This window comes from Sporomusaceae bacterium (genome assembly GCA_031460455.1).
In the GTDB taxonomy this organism is placed as follows: domain Bacteria; phylum Bacillota; class Negativicutes; order Sporomusales; family UBA7701; genus Anaeroselena.
On record JAVKTQ010000001.1, the window covers coordinates 342,932 to 360,479 of the forward strand.

Sequence of the window (17,548 nt, forward strand, 5' to 3'; positions counted from 1 at the left end):
CCATACTATTTATGAAAAGGAACGGGAGGGACAACGATGATACAAAGCGACAATCCTGTCGTGCCGCAGCCCGGCACCGAACATCCTCACCCCCAGGGTCCGGCCGAGGCGCCCAAGCAGCGGCGGGCGAAGAAGAATGCGACGACGGAGAATATCGAGGAGTTGGGCGCCACCGAGGTGCCGACCGCCAAAACCAATATCCATGTGATGACCATTATCGGCCAGATCGAAGGCCATATGGTGCTGCCGCCGCAGAACAAGACGACCAAGTACGAGCACATCATGCCCCAATTGGTCGCCATTGAGCAAAACCCGGAGATCGAGGGCCTGCTGCTGCTGCTCAACACCGTCGGCGGCGATGTCGAGGCCGGTCTGGCGATCGCCGAGATGATCGCCAGCATGTCCAAGCCTTCGGTATCGGTCGTCCTCGGCGGCGGTCACAGCATCGGCGTGCCGATCGCCACTTCGGCCACTTATTCGTTCATCGTGGAAAGCGCCACGATGACCATCCACCCGATCCGCCTCACCGGGCTGGTTATCGGCGCCCAGAGTTCGTTCGACTACCTTGAGAAGATGCAGGACAGAGTGAATAAGTTCGTCACCGTTCATTCCGGCATCTCCGAGAAGAAGTGGAAGGAACTGCTGTATAAGACCGGCGAGTTATCGCGCGATATCGGCACTTCGGTCGTCGGCGGCGACGCCGTGCAGATGGGCCTCATCAACGGCGTGGGCGGCGTATCCCAGGCGTTGGCCAAGCTGCGCGAGCTCATCCGGGTAAGCAAAGAGGCCGGCAGGGGGCTAAGGCAATGAGTGTGCTGTGGACGGTGCTGCCGATGGAGCTGGTGCTCGACGGTTTTGAGAAGGGCTCCGTCTATGAGGAGGCGGAAGTGGCCGGCGCAAAGGTGATGGTGGAAAGGGTGGCGCCTTTTGCGAGCCGCATCGTCCGCTTGCTGTCGACCGCCCCGGACGACTACCTGCGCCCCGAACTTCAGCCGGGAACGATGCTGACGTACAAGCCGGCCCTGATGGCGCCCGAATAAGGACGAGAAGGCGCTCCCAATAACAATGGGAGCGCTTTATTTGCGCTGATAATAGAGGATTTCGCCGCCTTGCGGCGAAATTTCACCCTTGAGGTGGTATGTTTTGGCTAAATCCCTGTCCGAGCTGACGCCTGAGCTGAAGTGCGAACTGTTCGGCATCGCTCTTGTCACCGCCGCCGTCCTGACTCTGGCCAGTCTGGTCGGACTCAATATCGGCCCGGCGGGCGATTTTGTCGCCAAAATCCTCCGCTACTCCTTCGGCGCCGGCGCGCCCGTTCTGCCGATCATCGTGCTGGCGGTGGGTTCCCGCTACGTGTGGACGCGCAAAGCCGTCCATTATTCGCTGCGCTTCTGGGGCCTGATGCTGGTGTACATCACCGCGCTGGCCATCTACCATCATTTCAAAATTCCCGTCGACCGCGAGGTGCTCCCCGAAAGCCTTACGCCGGGCGGCGGTCTGATCGGCGGCATGGTGTTGTTCTCGCTCCGCAAATTGTTCGGCGTCTCCGGCGGCCTGATAGTGCTGATCGGCGTCGCTTTGTCCTCGCTGCTGCTGGCGACCGCCTGGTCGATCGGCGGCACGCTGCTCGCCGCCCGCAACAAAGCCGGCAAGGGCCTTGCAACCGCCCGCGACGCGGTTGCGACTACGCTCGAGAAAGCCCGCGACGAAGCAGCCGCGGACCGGGAACGCAGCTTTTACAACCAGGAGCGCGACGCTCCGCCGGTATTCGCTCCGCCCACAGCCCCGCCTCCGCTAGCCGTAAAACCGGACATCGAACCTGCGCCCTCGCTCCGTCTGGTCGAAAAACCCGCCCCTCAGCCGCTGCCGGCGCCGGCGGCGCTTGCCCACTACTCGCTGCCGCCTTTGTCGCTGCTGAGGAAACCGTCTAAAGCGCGGTCTCTCAAGACGACTAAGGAGCTGACCGACACCGCCCGGCTGCTGGAAAGTACCCTCGACGATTTCGGGGTTGGCGCGAAAGTGCTCAACGCCTACCAAGGCCCGGCCGTCACCCGCTACGAGCTTGAGCCGGCCGCCGGCGTGAAGGTGAGCCGCATCGTCAGTCTGTCTGACGATATCGCCCTGAAGCTCGCCGCCCACGGTGTGCGCATGGAGGCGCCCATCCCCGGCAAGGCCGCCATCGGCATCGAGGTGCCGAATAAGGAGGTTTCCCCCGTGTCGCTCCGCGAGGTCGTCGAAAGCGACGACTTCCAGCGCGGCGTCTCCCGTCTTACCGTCGCCCTCGGCAAGGATATCGCCGGCCAGCCGATAGTCGCCGACCTGGCGAAGATGCCTCACCTGCTTGTCGCCGGGGCGACCGGCTCGGGTAAAAGCGTCTGTATCAACACTCTCATTGTCAGCATCCTGTTCAAGGCCCGCCCCGACGAAGTGAAATTCCTGCTCGTCGATCCCAAGATGGTCGAGCTGTCCAATTATAACGGCATTCCTCACCTGCTGACGCCGGTTGTGACCGACTGCAAGAAAGCCGCCGCGGCCCTCAGATGGGCGGTGGGGGAGATGGAGCGGCGCTACGCGCTGTTCGCCGCCGCCGGGGTGCGCGATTTTGCCCGCTACAACGAGCTGCTGCCCGACGAGCGCCTGCCGCTCATCCTCATCATCATCGACGAGCTTGCCGATCTTATGATGGTCGCCCCGGTGGATGTCGAAGACGCCATTTGCCGCCTCGCCCAGATGGCCCGGGCCGCCGGTCTCCACCTCGTGCTCGCCACCCAGCGGCCGTCGGTGGATGTCATCACCGGCACCATCAAGGCCAACATCCCTTCGCGCATCTCATTCGCCGTCTCCTCCCAGGTCGACTCGCGCACCATCCTCGATATGGCCGGCGCCGAGAAGCTGCTCGGCAAAGGGGACATGCTGTTCTACCCGGCGGGTGCTTCGAAGCCGCTCCGCGTCCAGGGCGCCTTTATCGCCGACAACGAGGTGGAGGAACTGGTGGCCTATCTCAAGGAACAGACCGATCCGGAATACACCGAAGGGGTGACCAACTTCGTCGAGTACGGCGACCGCCAGGGCCGTGAAACGATGGAGGACGAACTGCTTGAGGAAGCGGTGCGCATGGTGCTGGAAACAGGCCAGGCGTCGGTGTCGATGCTGCAGCGCAAGTTTCGCGTCGGCTATACCCGCGCCGCCCGGCTGATCGACATGATGGAAGAGATGAAGATTGTCGGCCCTAATATCGGCAGCAAAGCCCGCGAAATTCTCATGACGACCGACCAGGTCAACAACCGCTATTTCAACAAGGAGTAGCGCCGATGCTTGAAAAGCCGTCGTTGCGGGCAGAATAAATATGATTTTCCTAGATGTGGTGATTGCTTTTTGCACAGAGTAATAGATTTGGCTGACGCCCTTAAACTTGACAACCCCATATTCATCGATATGCGCTCGCCGTCGGAATTCACGAACGGCGCCATTCCCGGCGCGATCAACATCCCCCTGCTCGACGACGCGGAGCGCGGCGAGGTCGGTACGATTTACAAGCTGACCGGACCGGAGGAAGCCAAGCAGCAGGGGCTGGCAATCGTGTCCGCCAAGCTGCCGGATTTGGTCGGCAGCATTCGCGCCCATTACCGGAGCGGCCGTGAGGTCGTCGTCTACTGCTGGCGCGGCGGCATGCGCTCGAAATCGGTCGTCGGCATCCTCGAAATCATGGGGATTCCGGCGTACCAATTGCTTGGCGGGTACAAGGCCTACCGCCGTTATGTGCTCGAAGCCCTCGAAGCCTTCGACCTCAAACCGACTGTTGTCACCTTGTGCGGCTCGACCGGCGTGGGCAAAACGACGCTGCTCTCGCTCCTCAAGGAACAAGGTGTGCCGGTTATCGATCTTGAAAAGCTCGCCAACCACCGCGGTTCGGTGTTCGGCAGCGTGGGACTCGGCAAACCGGCTACCGCCCAGAATTTCGACGCTCTCATCCTCCGGGAACTGATCCGTTATAACGACGCGCCCTATATACTGGTGGAGTGCGAGAGCAAGCGCATCGGCAATGTCTACACGCCTGAGGCGCTGTTCGCGGCCATGAAGAAGGGGCCGAAGATTCTCGCCTACGCCGATATCGAGACAAGGGTCACGCGTCTTATCGAAGAATACCTCGATGTTTACAACTCCCGCCGCGACGAAATCCACGCCAGTATCCTGGCGCTGCGCAAACGCCTCGGGGCGGCCAAGACCGACCGGCTGTTGGCCGCCTTTGCCGCCGACGAGGTGCGGGATGTCGTCCGCACTCTGTTGACCGATTATTACGATCCGCTGTACGGTTACGAAGCGGCCGATTCCGCCGACTATGCCTTTAAGGTCGACGCCGCGGACTTTTCCCGGGCGGCGGCCGGTATAATAGATTATCTCAATACTCTAAGGGGGGATATCCGTTGCCGACAGTAGGCGAGCTCCTGCGGGCCGAGCGGGAAAAGCAAAATTTGACCGTCAAGGATATCGAGAAAGCTACCAGCATTCGCGCTATCTATATCCAGGCGATCGAGGACGGCAAGTATGACGTGCTGCCGGGAGAAGTGTACCTCAAGGGCTTTATTCGTAATTACGCGTCCTTCCTCGGGCTCAATCCCCAGCAGGCGCTCGATGTTTACCGCGAAAGCCTGGCTCCCCAGCCGCAGGCTCCCCAGGCCGCTGCGCCTGCAGCGCCTGCCCCGTCCGCCATGCCGCCTAAGGTGGAGGCCGGCCGGGAGGAGGAGAAGAGCGGTTCGCTCGGCCGTTGGGTGATGGTCCTGGTGGTGTTGGCTGTCATCGCCGGCGCCGCCTGGGCGGTCTTCAACCACCTGAACCAACCGCCCGCCCCGCAGCCCAAACCGCCCCAAGTCCAGGTCCAGCCCGCACCGGCACCGGCACCGGCGCCCGCGCCCCAGAAAACGCCCGCTCCCGCCCCGGCGGCAAGGCCGATCGTGGTCGTCGCCAAGTACACCGCCGACTGCTGGACTCGCGTGACCGCCGATGATCGCGAGTTGTACGAAGGCATCCCGCGGGTTGGGGAGACCTTCACCTGGAACGCCAACCAGACGATGACCGTCCACCTCGGCAACGCCGCCGGCGTCGATCTCACCTACAACGGCCAGCCCCAGGGGCGGCTCGGCGGGGACGGAGACGTAATAAGCAAGACTTTCACCGTAAATACTACCGGTACGCAGAGATGACGATGAAGGCTGTGGATAACAGCCTTCATTAATTTGACCGACGGAGCGGACAATGAACAACGATTTTCTGCCGATATCCAAAGCGGATATGGACAAACGCGGCTGGGACAGGCTCGATTTCCTGTTCGTCAGCGGCGACGCCTATGTAGACCACCCCAGCTTCGGCCCGGCGATTATCGGCAGGCTGCTGGAGAAGTCGGGCTGGCGCGTGGGCATCATCGCCCAGCCCGACTGGCGGTCGACCGACGCCTTCAAAGCCCTCGGCAAGCCGCGCCTGGCGGTGCTTGTCTCGGCCGGCAACCTCGATTCCATGCTCAGCAAGTATACCGCCGCCCGGCGGTTCCGCTCGGACGACGATTATTCTCCCGGCGGCCGGGCCGGCCTCCGTCCGGAACGGGCCACCCTCGTGTACGCCAGCCGCATCCGCGAGCTGTGGAAGGATGTGCCGCTCGTTATCGGCGGCATTGAGGCCAGTCTGAGGCGTTTCGCTCATTACGACTACTGGTCGGACAGCGTGCGCCGCTCCATCCTGGTCGACAGCAAGGCCGATCTGTTGGTTTACGGCATGGGGGAGAAGCAGATCAAGGAGCTTGCCGCCCAGCTTGCCGCCGGCATCCCGGTTTCGGCCATCCGCGACGTGAAGGGCACCTGCTACCGGGCGTCTTCCCTGGAACATTTGTGGAATTATGCGGAGATTCCCGCGTTCGAGGCGGTCAGCGCCAGCAAGCGGGATTTCGCCGCCGCCTTTAAGCTGCAGTATGACGAGCAGGATCCCATCCGCGGCAAAACGGTGGTCCAGCCTCACGGCGGCGAGTATGTGGTGCAAAATCCGCCGGCCGACCCGCTGACGACCGCCGAGATGGACGAAATCTACGATCTGCCATACAGGCGGACGTATCACCCGGTATATGCCGCAGCCGGCGGCGTGCCCGCCATCCAGGAGGTAAAGTTCAGCCTGGTCAGCCACCGTGGCTGTTTCGGCGGGTGCTCGTTCTGCGCCATCGTCTCCCACCAGGGGCGGATAATCCAGACCCGCAGCGCCGAATCGATCCTGCGCGAAGCGGCGCTACTGACCGAGTTGCCTGATTTCAAGGGCTATATTCACGATGTGGGCGGGCCGACCGCCAACTTTCGCCTGCCCGCCTGCCGGTTTCAAGCCGAGCGCGGCGCCTGCAAGGACCGCCGTTGCCTCCATCCCGCGCCGTGCGCCAACCTCGACGCCGGCCACGGCGACTACCTGTCGCTCCTCAGGTCGCTCAGGCAGCTGCCGAAGGTAAAGAAGGTTTTTATTCGTTCGGGCATCCGCTACGATTACCTGCTCGCCGAGGGCGGCGACGAGTTTTTGCGCGAACTCTGCCAGCACCATGTCAGCGGCCAGCTTAAAATCGCCCCTGAGCATATTGCTCCCCAAGTTACCCGCCTGATGGGCAAACCGGGCAAGGAGGTATATCTGAAGTTCGCGGACGCCTTCCGCCGCATGAACGCCGAACTTGGCAAGGAACAGTACCTCGTGCCTTACCTGATGTCGAGCCATCCCGGCTCCGGCCTGCGCGAGGCGGTCGAACTGGCCGAGTTTCTGCGCGATATGGGCTATCACCCCGAGCAGGTCCAGGATTTCATCCCCACCCCCGGCAGCCTTTCCACCTGTATGTACTACACCGGTCTCCACCCGCTGACCGGCGAAAAGGTGCATGTTGCCAAGGACCCGCGCGAAAAGCGGCTCCAGCGGGCCCTTCTACAGTACCGCGACCCGAAGAACTATCCGCTGGTGCTGGAGGCGCTGACGAAGGCCGGCCGCCAGGATCTCATCGGTTTTGACGACAAATGCCTCATAAGGCCGCCGCGGCAGCCAGGGGGGCGGCCGCAAGGACCGCCGGCGAAGAAGGCCCGCACCCTGCCGCCTGGCCGCGGCAAGGGTAAACGGGAAACGAAAAGAGCCAGGGTACGCTGACCCTGGCTCCAGACTGTCGATAAAGGCCCATCTGCGGCGTTGCTCCTCAGAGCGCTTGCTTGCGTACGTCCCAAAGTACGCGCGCGGCGCGCTCTTCCGGTGCGCCTCGCATCTGGGCCTTTCTCACCAGTCTGACTTTATTGCGTATGTCTATTTTTTTGCGTCGTTTGCCGCCGGCGGATAAAAGACGGCGCGGCTTTTGGCGGAGAGCAGGCATATGGCTGACAGTCCATAGAGCACGACGGTGACCATGCCTTCGAGCAGGTTGATGTATAGCATCATAATCCCGCCCTGGATCACCATGAGAATGGCGATGACGAGCGCGAGGAAGCGCGCTTTGCGGTTGACTTTTAGCAAGCCGACCGTCGAGAGGCTGTACAGGATGGCGGCGAGAACGTGGAAGGGCACGGTGGTCATTTGCTGTTGAGCGATTAAGGTGCCCAGGGCGAAGATATTGGCAAAGGCCTGCAGCGCCATGAAGATGGCGACGGCGATTATCCCCCCCGTCAGCCTGGGGTCGAAAAACCTGAACCAGAAGGGTCGGTACTGCACGGCTACCACTGCCTTTCCTGTTTCTTGTCGCCCCTATTATACATTAATTGCGCCTTTGTTGGGAATAACTTTAACGCGATTACTTGACGGAGATGGGGGAGAACCATGGGCCACAGCCAGCCGTACCTGCAGGCCGCCTTGCTGTGCGAGGGGGTGACTACCGACAGCGAAGGCCACCACGACATCCATAACGAATTCACCCAGTACACGATGGGTTATTCCCAGCCCTTCACCATCCTGACCATCTGGCGGGGCGGCGCGGGCGGAGACACCGATTGGTACAGGGAGAGAAGCGAAATCGTCGCCCCCGACGGCCGGATAGTGGCGAGCGGCGATAACGGCCCCTTTACGCTGGCCGACGCCAGCTACCGCCAGGTGAACAGCCTGCTGCTGGAGGATGTCGATTTCACCCACGACGGCACCTACGAGGTGCGGGTTACGCTTACCGACTCACGGGAAAACGTAGTGGCTTCCGCATCTTATCCGCTGACGGTGGTATAAATGCCACCGTTTTCGTCTGCAGCTAGGATTTTTCAGTTGCGCGCCGAATAGATACAGGGTATAGTAGTTAAGACCGTTAACTAATATTTTATGCGCTGGAGGCACATTTCATGCGGCGTTATTTACCGCTGCTCCTTATATCGTTCCTGCTCGTGGTCGCTGCCGTGGCCGGCACCTTCCTCGCCGGCCAGGCCAGCAGGCAGAGCCCGGAGAATGTCAAAACTATCGTCGTTTACGCGAGTATCCCGGTCGATCAGGCTGCCGCCCTCGCCCAGGAGTTCGAAAAAACGGCCGGCGTCCGCGTCAGTATCGTGCCGCTGGCGTCAGCCGACCTGTTTGTCAAGCTAAAGACGGAACAAACCGCCCCGCGGGCCGATGTCGTGCTGGCGGGCGTCGCCACGCTTGACGCGGCCAAAAACTCAGGTCTCCTGGCCGCTTACTCCTCGGTCCAGACCGATATTATCCCGGCGCGCTTCAGCGAGGAAAACGACCTCTGGACCGGGCTGTGGTACGACCCTATCGTTTTCGCCGCCAATCGCGATTTCCTCAAGAAACTGCCCCAGCCGCCGGCAAAGTGGGCCGATTTGCCGCAAACGGCCGGCGTCCGCTTTGTTATGACAGATTTTCTCGTCGCCGACCAGGCCGCCAACCTTCTTTATTCGATGGCGGCCGCCAAGGGGGAGGAAGAGACCCTGGCCTATATGGCCAAGCTTCACCCCGCCGTCGCACAGTACGCCAAATTTCTGGCTACCCCGTCGCGCATGACCGGCCTCGGCGAGGCCGATATCGCCATAACGGTCCAGAGCGAAGCTATCCGTTATATCAATGACGGTTTCCCGTTGCAGATTATCGTGCCCGCCGACGGCACGGCGATAAGCATCACCGGCGCCGCTTTGACGGCGGGCGCCCCCCAGGCGGTCGAAGCCGGCAGGTTTATCGACTGGCTGACAGGCGACGACGCCCAGATGGTGCTGATGAAGAATAAGGTTTTCTTAATCCCCACGAACCCGGAGAACGCATTCGCCAAAGATAACAACGCCAGGAAGATCATGCCGTTTCCGGCCAAGGCCGTTCTTTCTCCCGATCAGAAAACCAAATTGCTGGACAAGTGGGTGCAAACGGTGCGCCTCAGCCCACGCTAGCGGAAAGGGGGGGCATTTCTGAAAGCAGGATTCATCAGCCTCGGCTGCGCGAAGAACCTCGTCGATACCGAGGTTATGCTCGGCCTCCTGGCCGCGCGTCAGATAGAAATAACCGACGATCCGGGCGAGGCCGAGATCATAATCGTCAACACTTGCAGCTTCATCGACTCCGCTAAGGAGGAGTCGGTCGCCACAATCTTGCAGGCGGCCGATTACAAGCAGGACGGCGATTGCCGGGCACTGATCGTCGCCGGCTGCCTCGGCCAGCGCTACCGTCAGGAGCTGCTTGACGAACTGCCGGAGGTAGACGCCATTGTCGGCACCGGCGCCTGGCATCGTATCGGCGAGGCGATCGACGCCGCCCTCGCCGGCCGCCGCGTCGTAATCGCCGGCGACAGCGAGACGATCTACGATCATACCATGCCCCGGCTGGTAACCACACCGGCCTATAGCAGCTATGTCAAAATCGCCGAGGGCTGCAGCAATTGCTGCTCTTACTGCGTTATCCCCCGGCTGCGCGGCAAGTTCCGCAGCCGTCCGATCGAGTCGGTGGTCGCGGAGGTCGAACGCCTTGTCGCCCAGGGAGCGAAGGAAATCAGCCTGATCGCCCAGGACACCACCAGCTATGGCCGCGATCTGTACGGCCAGCCCCGCCTCGCCGAGCTTCTGCGGGCGCTCGTCAAGGTGGAAGGGCTGGTGTGGCTGCGGCTGCTGTACTGCTACCCGCGTTATTTCAGCGACGAACTGATCGACCTCATCGCCGCCGAACCGAAAATCTGCAAATACGTCGATCTGCCCCTCCAGCACGCCCACGACGATATCCTCACCGCTATGAACCGGCGCGACAGCCGCACCGACATCGAGCGGCTGCTGGCGAAGCTCCGCGCCGCCCTTCCCGGCGTCGCCATCCGCACGTCGTTTATCGTCGGCTTCCCCGGCGAGACCGAGGAGCACTTCGCCGCCCTCCGCGATTTCATGACCGCGCAGCGGTTCGACCATGTCGGCGTCTTTACTTACTCGCAGGAGGAAGACACCGTCGCCGGCCGGCGCCCAGACCAGGTCGCCGACGAGGTCAAACAGGAACGCTATCACGCGCTCATGGCTATTCAGGCCAAGATTTCCGAAGAGATCGGCTCCGCCCTCGCCGGCAAAGTGCTCGATGTCCTGGTTGAAGGGGTGGAGGAGGACGGGGTGGCCCGCGGCCGTTCCTACCGCGAAGCTCCCGATGTCGACGGGCGCGTCTATGTGGAGAACGCCGCCGCCGGTCCGGGGGAATTCGTAAAGGCCCGTGTTGTCCAGGGCTTCGCTTACGATCTGCTGGCGGAGCGAACCGAAGAAGAATAATACCGGATGTCATTCGAAATGTTATTGGCCCGTTCATGACCCCCAGATGCTTGGCGGACCGAGGAAGCAAGCGGCGACGGTACTGCGCGCAGTACGGCGAAGCGAGCCGAAGACGGACCGGCAACGTATATGGGGGTTTATCAACTGCCTACAAGCACTTTATTTTCTTGCCTTTAGAAAAGGAATCGCGGAAAAAAACCGCGAAGCAATCATACGGGGTGATTATATGATAGTGGAAATCGTCAGCACGGGAACAGAGCTGCTCCTCGGACAGATCGTCAACACCAACGCGCCGTATATGGCCAGACGGCTTAACGAGATCGGGTTCGACGTTCTCTTCCAGTCCACGGTCGGTGACAACAGGGTTCGCATGACCCAGGTGCTCTCAACTGCGCTTGCCAGAGCGGACGTCGTCATCACCACCGGCGGCCTCGGCCCCACCCAGGGCGACATTACAAAAGAGGTGACCGCCGAACTGCTGGGACGAACCATGTACCTTCACGCTCCCAGCCTCGAGAACATAAAAAGCTTCTTTGCCTCCCGCCGCCTTACCATGACCGACAACAATATCCGTCAGGCCATGATCCCCGAGGGGGCGATCGTCCTCGACAATGCGCGGGGCACCGCTCCCGGCGTGGTGATCGCAACCGACAGGAACACCGTTATCCACCTGCCTGGCCCGCCCCACGAGATGGAGCACATGCTTGAGAACGCTGTGATTCCTTACCTCAGCGAGCGTTTCGGCCTCCAGGGGACCATCCTCTCCAAAGTCCTGCGCACCTTCGGCCTCGGTGAGTCGTCGCTCGAAGAGCGTATCAAGGACTATATCAAAAATCAGGGCAACCCGACCATCGCCCTGCTGGCCAGGAACGCCGAAATCCATGTGCGGCTGACGGCCAAAGCCTCGTCGGACGCGGAAGCCAAGGCGCTGATCGCCGACCTTGAGCGGCAGCTGCGCGAGCGCATCGGCGAGTACATTTTCGGCGAGGACGAAGACACGCTCGAGGCGGTCATCGGCCGCTACCTCACCGCGAAGCGCCTGACGCTCTCCTTGGCCGAGTCGTGCACCGGCGGTCTCGTCACCAGCAGAATCACCGATGTGCCCGGCAGTTCCGCATATCTTGCCGGCTCAGTGGTATGCTACAGTAATGACGTCAAAACGGCCGCAGTCGGCGTGCCGGCCGAGACGATCGCCGCCCACGGCGCTGTCAGCGCCGAGACCGCCACGGCTATGGCCGAGGGCATACGGGCCCGTTTCGGGACTGACCTTGGCGTGGGCATTACCGGCATCGCCGGCCCCGGCGGCGCCGTGCCCGGTAAGCCTGTCGGCCTCGTTTACATCGCCGTCACCGGGCCGGCGGGCACCAGTTGCTTCGAACACACCTTTACCGGCGTCTCCGGCCAACGCTCATTCATCAAGCACCGCACGGCGCTGGCGGCGCTGAATCATCTGCGCCAGTACATCGTCGGCGCCTTATAACCGGCGCCGGCATTACCACAATATACACCATCTACATATTAGGAGGAAAGCATTCTTGAAACACAGTACCGAATCAGGCTTCTTCGGCGGCATTCAGCTCAGCAGAAAAATCCTTGCCGCCATCACCGAAATGGGCTTCGAGGAGCCCTCGCCCATCCAGACCCAGACCATTCCCCTCGTTGCCGCCGGTCGCGACGTCCTCGGCCAGGCCCAGACCGGCACCGGCAAAACGGCTGCCTTTGGCATCCCGATCATGGAAAAACTCAACCCCGACAGCCGTCAGGTGCAGGCGCTCGTCCTCACCCCGACCCGCGAATTGGCCAACCAGGTTGCCGAGGAACTGGCCAAAATCGGCAAGTTTCGCCGCATCAAGGCCCTGCCGGTGTATGGCGGCCAGCCGATCGACAGACAGATCAGGGCGCTCAAGTTCGGTGTCCAGGTGGTCATCGGCACCCCCGGCCGCCTGCTCGACCATATCCGCCGCGGCACGATCAAACTGGGCCATGTGCAGACACTGGTGCTCGACGAGGCCGACGAGATGCTCGACATGGGCTTCATCGACGACATCGAGGACATCCTCAAGAGCGTGCCCGGCGAGCGCCAGACGCTTCTATTTTCGGCCACCATGCCGCTGCCGATCAAATCCCTCGCCAACCGCTACATGCGCTCCCCGGTGGAGGTGTCGGTAAGCCGCGAGAATATCACCGTTCCCCTCATCGACCAGTTTTACTATGAGACGCGCGACCGCCTCGACGGCTTGTGCCGTGTGCTGGAGACGGAGACAAACGCCAGGGCGATCGTCTTCTGCCGCACAAAGAAGGGCGTCGATGAACTGTCGTCTTCCCTGCAGGCGAGGGGCTTCATGGCCGACGGCCTCCACGGCGATCTGACCCAGTCCCAGCGCGACCGGGTGATGAAGAAATTCCGCGACAACCAGCTGGAGATCCTTGTCGCCACCGACGTCGCCGCCCGCGGCCTTGATATCGAACATGTCTCCCATGTCATCAACTACGACATTCCCCAGGACCCCGAATCCTACGTCCACCGCATCGGCCGCACGGGTCGGGCGGGACGGAAGGGGGTCGCGATCACCTTCATCGAGCCGCGGGAGTTCCGCCAGCTCAAGGAGATCGAAAAACTCACCAAAACCCGCATAATCCGCAATCAGCTGCCTTCCTCGGCCGATATTCTCGACCGGCAGCGTGAAGCGCTTAAAGGCCGCCTCGTCTATGTTATGGAGCAGGGCAACTATACCGCTTACCACGATGTGGTCGCCGACCTGGCCGCCGACTACGACGGCCTCGATATCGCCGCCGCCGCTCTCAAGCTGCTGCTCGAAGGCTTCCGGGAAAAGAACGACGAGCGGCCGTCCTTCGCCGACACTGGCGGAAAAAAAGGCATGGTCCGCCTGTTCGTCAACATCGGCCGCGCCCAGAAGATCCGCCCCGAGGATATCGTCCGCACCTTTGCCGAAGAGGCCGACCTCACCGGCAATGTTATCGGCGCCATCGACATCTACGACAAGTTCACCTTCGTGGAGGTGCCGGCCGACATGGCCGAACGCGTCGTGGCCGCTATGCACAAGAATACCATCAAGGGCTACAAGATAAACGTCGAACCCGCGAAAGCAAGATAAAAAAAACGGAGGGCTTCTGCCCTCCGTTTTTGCCGATTTTACAATTCTTTTTTGTCGAGACCGTACTTCTTCGTGAACCGTTCCAGCCGGCCGGTCGTATCCACTATCTTCTGCACCCCGGTGAAGAAGGGGTGGCATTTCGAGCAAACGTCAACCTTAAGGGCCTTCTTCGTCGAGCCGGAAACGAAGCTGCTGCCGCAGGCACAGGTGATCGTTGCCTGGTGGAACTGTGGGTGGATTTTTTCCTTCAACGCCAAATCCTCCTTGAGAATAATTTCATAAGCTCAAATATTCGCCTAATTCTAAATAGTTCCTGCCGCAGATGGAGATTTTCCCCATATTATCTTGCGATTATCTGCGCACGCGCCAGACGACAAATATTTTCATTGTTGACAGACCGAACAGGCGTTTGGTAAAATAAGTCTAGAAATTGTATGGGAGGACAAGCATGTGGATAAAGTGAAAGCTCTTGAGCATACACTCCGCCAGATCGAAAAGGATCATGGCAAGGGTTCGATCATGAGAATGGGCGAGATAGACGCCCGGATGGGTGTGGAGGTCATTCCCAGCGGCGCGCTGTCGCTCGATGTCGCCCTCGGCGTTGGCGGCATCCCGCGCGGCCGGGTGGTGGAAATCTACGGCCCCGAGTCGTCCGGCAAGACGACCGTCGCCCTTCACATCATCGCCGAGGCCCAAAAGGCGGGCGGCATCGCCGCCTTTATCGACGCCGAACACGCTTTGGATCCCGTTTACGCCCGCAAACTGGGCGTCGATATCGACAATCTCCTCATCTCCCAGCCCGACTACGGCGAGCAGGCCCTCGAGATCGCCGACGCGCTGGTGCGGAGCGGCGCGATCGATGTTATCGTCATCGACTCGGTCGCGGCCTTGGTGCCGAAAGCGGAGATAGAAGGGGAGATGGGCGATTCCCATGTCGGCCTCCACGCGCGCCTCATGTCCCAGGCGCTGCGCAAGCTGACAGGCATTATCTCCAAATCCCGCACATCGGCGATCTTCATCAACCAGATCCGCGAGAAGGTCGGCGTAATGTTCGGCAATCCCGAAACGACGACCGGCGGCCGGGCGCTGAAGTTCTATTCCTCGCTCCGCCTTGAGGTCCGCAAATCGGAGACCATCAAGCAGGGCAACGACATCATCGGCACACGCACCAGGGTCAAGGTCGTCAAGAACAAGGTCGCGCCGCCTTTCAAGCAGGCCGACTTCGACATCATGTACGGCGAAGGCATCTCCCGCACCGGCTGCATCGTCGACATGGGCACCGGACTCGACATAATAACCAAGAGCGGCGCGTGGTATTCCTACGGCGAACACCGCCTCGGCCAGGGCCGGGAAAACGTTAAGGATTTCTTCCGCGACAACCCGTCGATCGCCGACGAGATAGAGGGCAAGATCCGTGAATCGCTGCTTGCCGGCGCTGTCAAGGGTTCCAGCGTCGCCGCTGCCGACGCCGACGATGGCCTCGAATAAAGCCTGTCTCCCGGCGGCGGTCAAGCTGCTCGCCGCCCGCGACCACAGCGAACAGGAACTACGACGGAAGCTGCTCCGCCGCTACGACCCGGAGGAAACCGACGCTGCCATCGCCGTCCTCAAGGCGCGCGGCTATCTGAACGACGCCGCACTGGCCGGGCGCCTGGCCGCCAAGTGCATCGACGACGGCCAGCACGGTCGCCTCGGTATCCGCCGACGCCTCATTGAACGGGGACTGCCGAAAACGCTGGTCGATACCGCACTGGCCGGCTACGACCCAGCAGCGGATTATGACCGGGCGGCCACATTGGCCGCGCGAAAGTTCCCGGAGGGAGAAGCGGCCGACGCCCCCAAGGTCGGCCGTTTCCTTGCCGCCCGCGGTTTCGACGGCGAAACTGTGCTGGCGGTTCTTCGGCGTTTTTACGGTTACGACTGACCCGCAAGCCCGCGATTTTGGCGATAAGTTTTCCCAAAGTAAGATATTTTGTCAACTTGACACTTGTTTGAAAAACATTTACAATTAGATTGGCCAAACGTGTACGATAGCTGAATTACAGGGATAGCCATCGGTGAACATGTCTAAAAGCCGAGTTGATACTCGGCTTTACCCGTATCCGTACATAAAAGGAGGTGGAAACTATCAATTTGGAACTGATCATAGCTGCGGTCGTTGCCGGACTGATCGGTGCCGGCATCGGTTACTACATCAGGCGTAATATCGCCGAGTCCAAGGTCGCCCTTGCTGAAGACGCCGCCAAAAGGATTTTGGAGGATGCGCAAAAGGCCAGCGAATCCAAGAAAAAGGAAGCGCTGGTTGAAGCCAAGGAAGAGATCCATCGACTGAGAGCCGAAGCTGACCGCGAAATCAAGGAACGCCGCACTGAGCTCCAGAGGCAGGAACGCCGGCTGGTGCAAAAAGAAGAAAATCTCGACCGCAAGATCGATTCGCTGGAGAAAAAAGAAGAGTCCCTCAGCCGCAAAGAGGCTGATCTGGAAAAGAGCCAGGAAAGAATCCACGAGCTTTACGCCAAACAACTGGCCGAGCTGGAACGATTGTCCGGCCTGACTTCGGATGAAGCCCGCAGCCTCCTACTCGCTAACGTCCAGGAAGAGATCAAGCACGAGACGGCGATGCTCATCAAGGAACTTGAGCAGCAAGCCAAGGACGAAGCCGATAAGAAGGCCCGGGAGATTATATCCCTCGCCATCCAACGTTGCGCCGCCGACCATGTCGCGGAAACCACGGTATCGGTTGTAGCCCTGCCCAACGACGAAATGAAGGGCCGCATCATCGGCCGCGAAGGCCGCAACATCCGTACCCTGGAAACACTCACCGGCATCGACCTCATCATCGACGATACCCCTGAGGCGGTTATCCTGTCCGGATTCGATCCCGTCCGGAGGGAAGTGGCCAGAATCGCCCTCGAGAAACTCATCGTCGACGGCCGTATCCATCCTGCCCGCATCGAAGAAATGGTGGAAAAGGCTCAGAAGGAAGTCGAGCAGAAAATCAAGGAAGCTGGCGAACAAGCTACGTTCGAAACCGGTGTCCACGGACTGCATCCCGAGATCATCAGGCTGCTCGGCCGCCTGAAATACCGCACCAGCTACGGACAGAACGTCCTGAAGCATTCTATCGAAGTCGCCCACCTGGCCGGCGTCATGGCCGCCGAACTGGGCGTCGACGTGATGCTTGCCAAGCGTGCCGGTCTCCTGCATGACATCGGCAAAGCGGTCGACCACGAGGTGGAAGGCCCGCACGTCACCATCGGCGCCGATCTCGCCAAGAAGTACCGCGAGTCCGCCGAAGTCATCAATGCCATTGGCGCCCATCACGGCGACGAGGAACCGAAGACCGTCCAAGCGGTGCTTGTCGCCGCCGCCGACGCAGTTTCGGCAGCCCGGCCGGGAGCCCGCCGCGAAACGCTGGAAAGTTACCTCAAGCGCCTCACGCGCCTGGAGGAAATCGCCGATTCGTTCGACGGTGTCGATAAGTCGTTCGCCATTCAGGCCGGACGCGAAGTCCGCATCATCGTAAAGCCCGAGAAGATCGACGATCTGACCGCAATCCGCCTGGTTCGCGATATCGTAAAAAAGATCGAGAGCGAGCTGGAATACCCAGGTCAGATCAAAGTAACGGTTATCCGCGAGACCCGCGCGGTGGATTACGCGAAATAACGCTGGCACAAAACGTTACAACGGCCTGTCACCAGGCCGTTTTTAATTTCTGCCAGCAGCGCGCCGGCAGGAATT

The 17,548-nt window shown here is 60.8% G+C and carries 16 protein-coding genes; 14 read left to right on the top strand and 2 right to left on the bottom strand.

The window, feature by feature from the left end:
* The first annotated feature begins 36 nt into the window (after positions 1 to 36).
* From RIN56_01860 to RIN56_01885, 6 genes are all read left to right on the top strand, one after another.
* The gene (locus RIN56_01860) at positions 37 to 810 is read left to right on the top strand and encodes an ATP-dependent Clp protease proteolytic subunit (GenBank protein ID MDR7865528.1); all 774 of its coding nucleotides are present in this window, start codon (positions 37 to 39) and stop codon (positions 808 to 810) included.
* Positions 807 to 1,040, top strand: coding sequence for a YlzJ-like family protein (locus RIN56_01865; protein MDR7865529.1), 234 nt, complete (start codon positions 807 to 809; stop codon positions 1,038 to 1,040). The genes RIN56_01860 and RIN56_01865 overlap by 4 nt, the downstream gene beginning before the upstream one ends.
* Positions 1,041 to 1,143: 103 nt before the next feature.
* Positions 1,144 to 3,306 carry a DNA translocase FtsK 4TM domain-containing protein gene (locus RIN56_01870; protein MDR7865530.1) on the top strand — a complete coding sequence of 721 codons (2,163 nt, stop codon included), beginning with the start codon at positions 1,144 to 1,146 and terminating at the stop codon, positions 3,304 to 3,306.
* A gap of 69 nt (positions 3,307 to 3,375) precedes the next feature.
* On the top strand, positions 3,376 to 4,437 hold the full coding sequence (gene mnmH, locus RIN56_01875; GenBank protein ID MDR7865531.1) for a tRNA 2-selenouridine(34) synthase MnmH: 1,062 nt from the start codon (positions 3,376 to 3,378) through the stop codon (positions 4,435 to 4,437).
* The gene (locus RIN56_01880) at positions 4,425 to 5,201 is read left to right on the top strand and encodes a DUF4115 domain-containing protein (GenBank protein MDR7865532.1); all 777 of its coding nucleotides are present in this window, start codon (positions 4,425 to 4,427) and stop codon (positions 5,199 to 5,201) included. The genes mnmH and RIN56_01880 overlap by 13 nt, the downstream gene beginning before the upstream one ends.
* Positions 5,202 to 5,253: 52 nt before the next feature.
* Positions 5,254 to 7,152 carry a YgiQ family radical SAM protein gene (locus tag RIN56_01885; protein MDR7865533.1) on the top strand — a complete coding sequence of 633 codons (1,899 nt, stop codon included), beginning with the start codon at positions 5,254 to 5,256 and terminating at the stop codon, positions 7,150 to 7,152.
* Positions 7,153 to 7,302: 150 nt separating this feature from the next.
* On the opposite strand, the gene RIN56_01890 is transcribed toward RIN56_01885, so the two are convergent.
* On the bottom strand, positions 7,303 to 7,704 hold the full coding sequence (locus RIN56_01890; GenBank protein ID MDR7865534.1) for a hypothetical protein: 402 nt from the start codon (positions 7,702 to 7,704) through the stop codon (positions 7,303 to 7,305).
* Positions 7,705 to 7,809: 105 nt separating this feature from the next.
* Here RIN56_01890 and RIN56_01895 point away from each other — a divergent pair, with 105 nt between their 5' ends.
* The 5 genes from RIN56_01895 to RIN56_01915 all read left to right on the top strand — a co-directional run bounded on the left by RIN56_01895 (position 7,810) and on the right by RIN56_01915 (position 13,807).
* Positions 7,810 to 8,205 (top strand): immunoglobulin domain-containing protein, encoded by a 396-nt coding sequence (locus RIN56_01895; protein MDR7865535.1) that lies wholly within the window; start codon positions 7,810 to 7,812, stop codon positions 8,203 to 8,205.
* A 110-nt stretch (positions 8,206 to 8,315) separates the two neighbouring features.
* Complete coding sequence (locus tag RIN56_01900) at positions 8,316 to 9,347, top strand: extracellular solute-binding protein (protein MDR7865536.1); 1,032 nt, start codon at positions 8,316 to 8,318, stop codon at positions 9,345 to 9,347.
* Between the two features lie 18 nt (positions 9,348 to 9,365).
* The gene (gene rimO / locus RIN56_01905; GenBank protein ID MDR7865537.1) at positions 9,366 to 10,691 is read left to right on the top strand and encodes a 30S ribosomal protein S12 methylthiotransferase RimO; all 1,326 of its coding nucleotides are present in this window, start codon (positions 9,366 to 9,368) and stop codon (positions 10,689 to 10,691) included.
* A gap of 226 nt (positions 10,692 to 10,917) precedes the next feature.
* On the top strand, positions 10,918 to 12,171 hold the full coding sequence (locus RIN56_01910; GenBank protein ID MDR7865538.1) for a competence/damage-inducible protein A: 1,254 nt from the start codon (positions 10,918 to 10,920) through the stop codon (positions 12,169 to 12,171).
* Positions 12,172 to 12,226: 55 nt separating this feature from the next.
* Positions 12,227 to 13,807 (top strand): DEAD/DEAH box helicase, encoded by a 1,581-nt coding sequence (locus RIN56_01915; protein ID MDR7865539.1) that lies wholly within the window; start codon positions 12,227 to 12,229, stop codon positions 13,805 to 13,807.
* Between the two features lie 38 nt (positions 13,808 to 13,845).
* Here the strand turns inward: RIN56_01915 and rpmE are convergent, their stop codons facing one another.
* Entirely contained in the window at positions 13,846 to 14,058 is a 213-nt protein-coding gene (gene rpmE, locus RIN56_01920) for a 50S ribosomal protein L31 (protein MDR7865540.1), read from the bottom strand.
* A 199-nt stretch (positions 14,059 to 14,257) separates the two neighbouring features.
* Here rpmE and recA point away from each other — a divergent pair, with 199 nt between their 5' ends.
* The 3 genes from recA (at position 14,258) to rny (ending at position 17,473) form a co-directional block, all read left to right on the top strand.
* Entirely contained in the window at positions 14,258 to 15,295 is a 1,038-nt protein-coding gene (gene recA / locus RIN56_01925) for a recombinase RecA (GenBank protein ID MDR7865541.1), read from the top strand.
* Positions 15,282 to 15,731 (top strand): regulatory protein RecX, encoded by a 450-nt coding sequence (locus RIN56_01930; GenBank protein MDR7865542.1) that lies wholly within the window; start codon positions 15,282 to 15,284, stop codon positions 15,729 to 15,731. Before recA ends, RIN56_01930 begins: the two co-directional genes overlap by 14 nt.
* A 203-nt stretch (positions 15,732 to 15,934) precedes the next feature.
* On the top strand, positions 15,935 to 17,473 hold the full coding sequence (gene rny, locus RIN56_01935) for a ribonuclease Y (protein ID MDR7865543.1): 1,539 nt from the start codon (positions 15,935 to 15,937) through the stop codon (positions 17,471 to 17,473).
* Positions 17,474 to 17,548 lie beyond the last annotated feature (75 nt).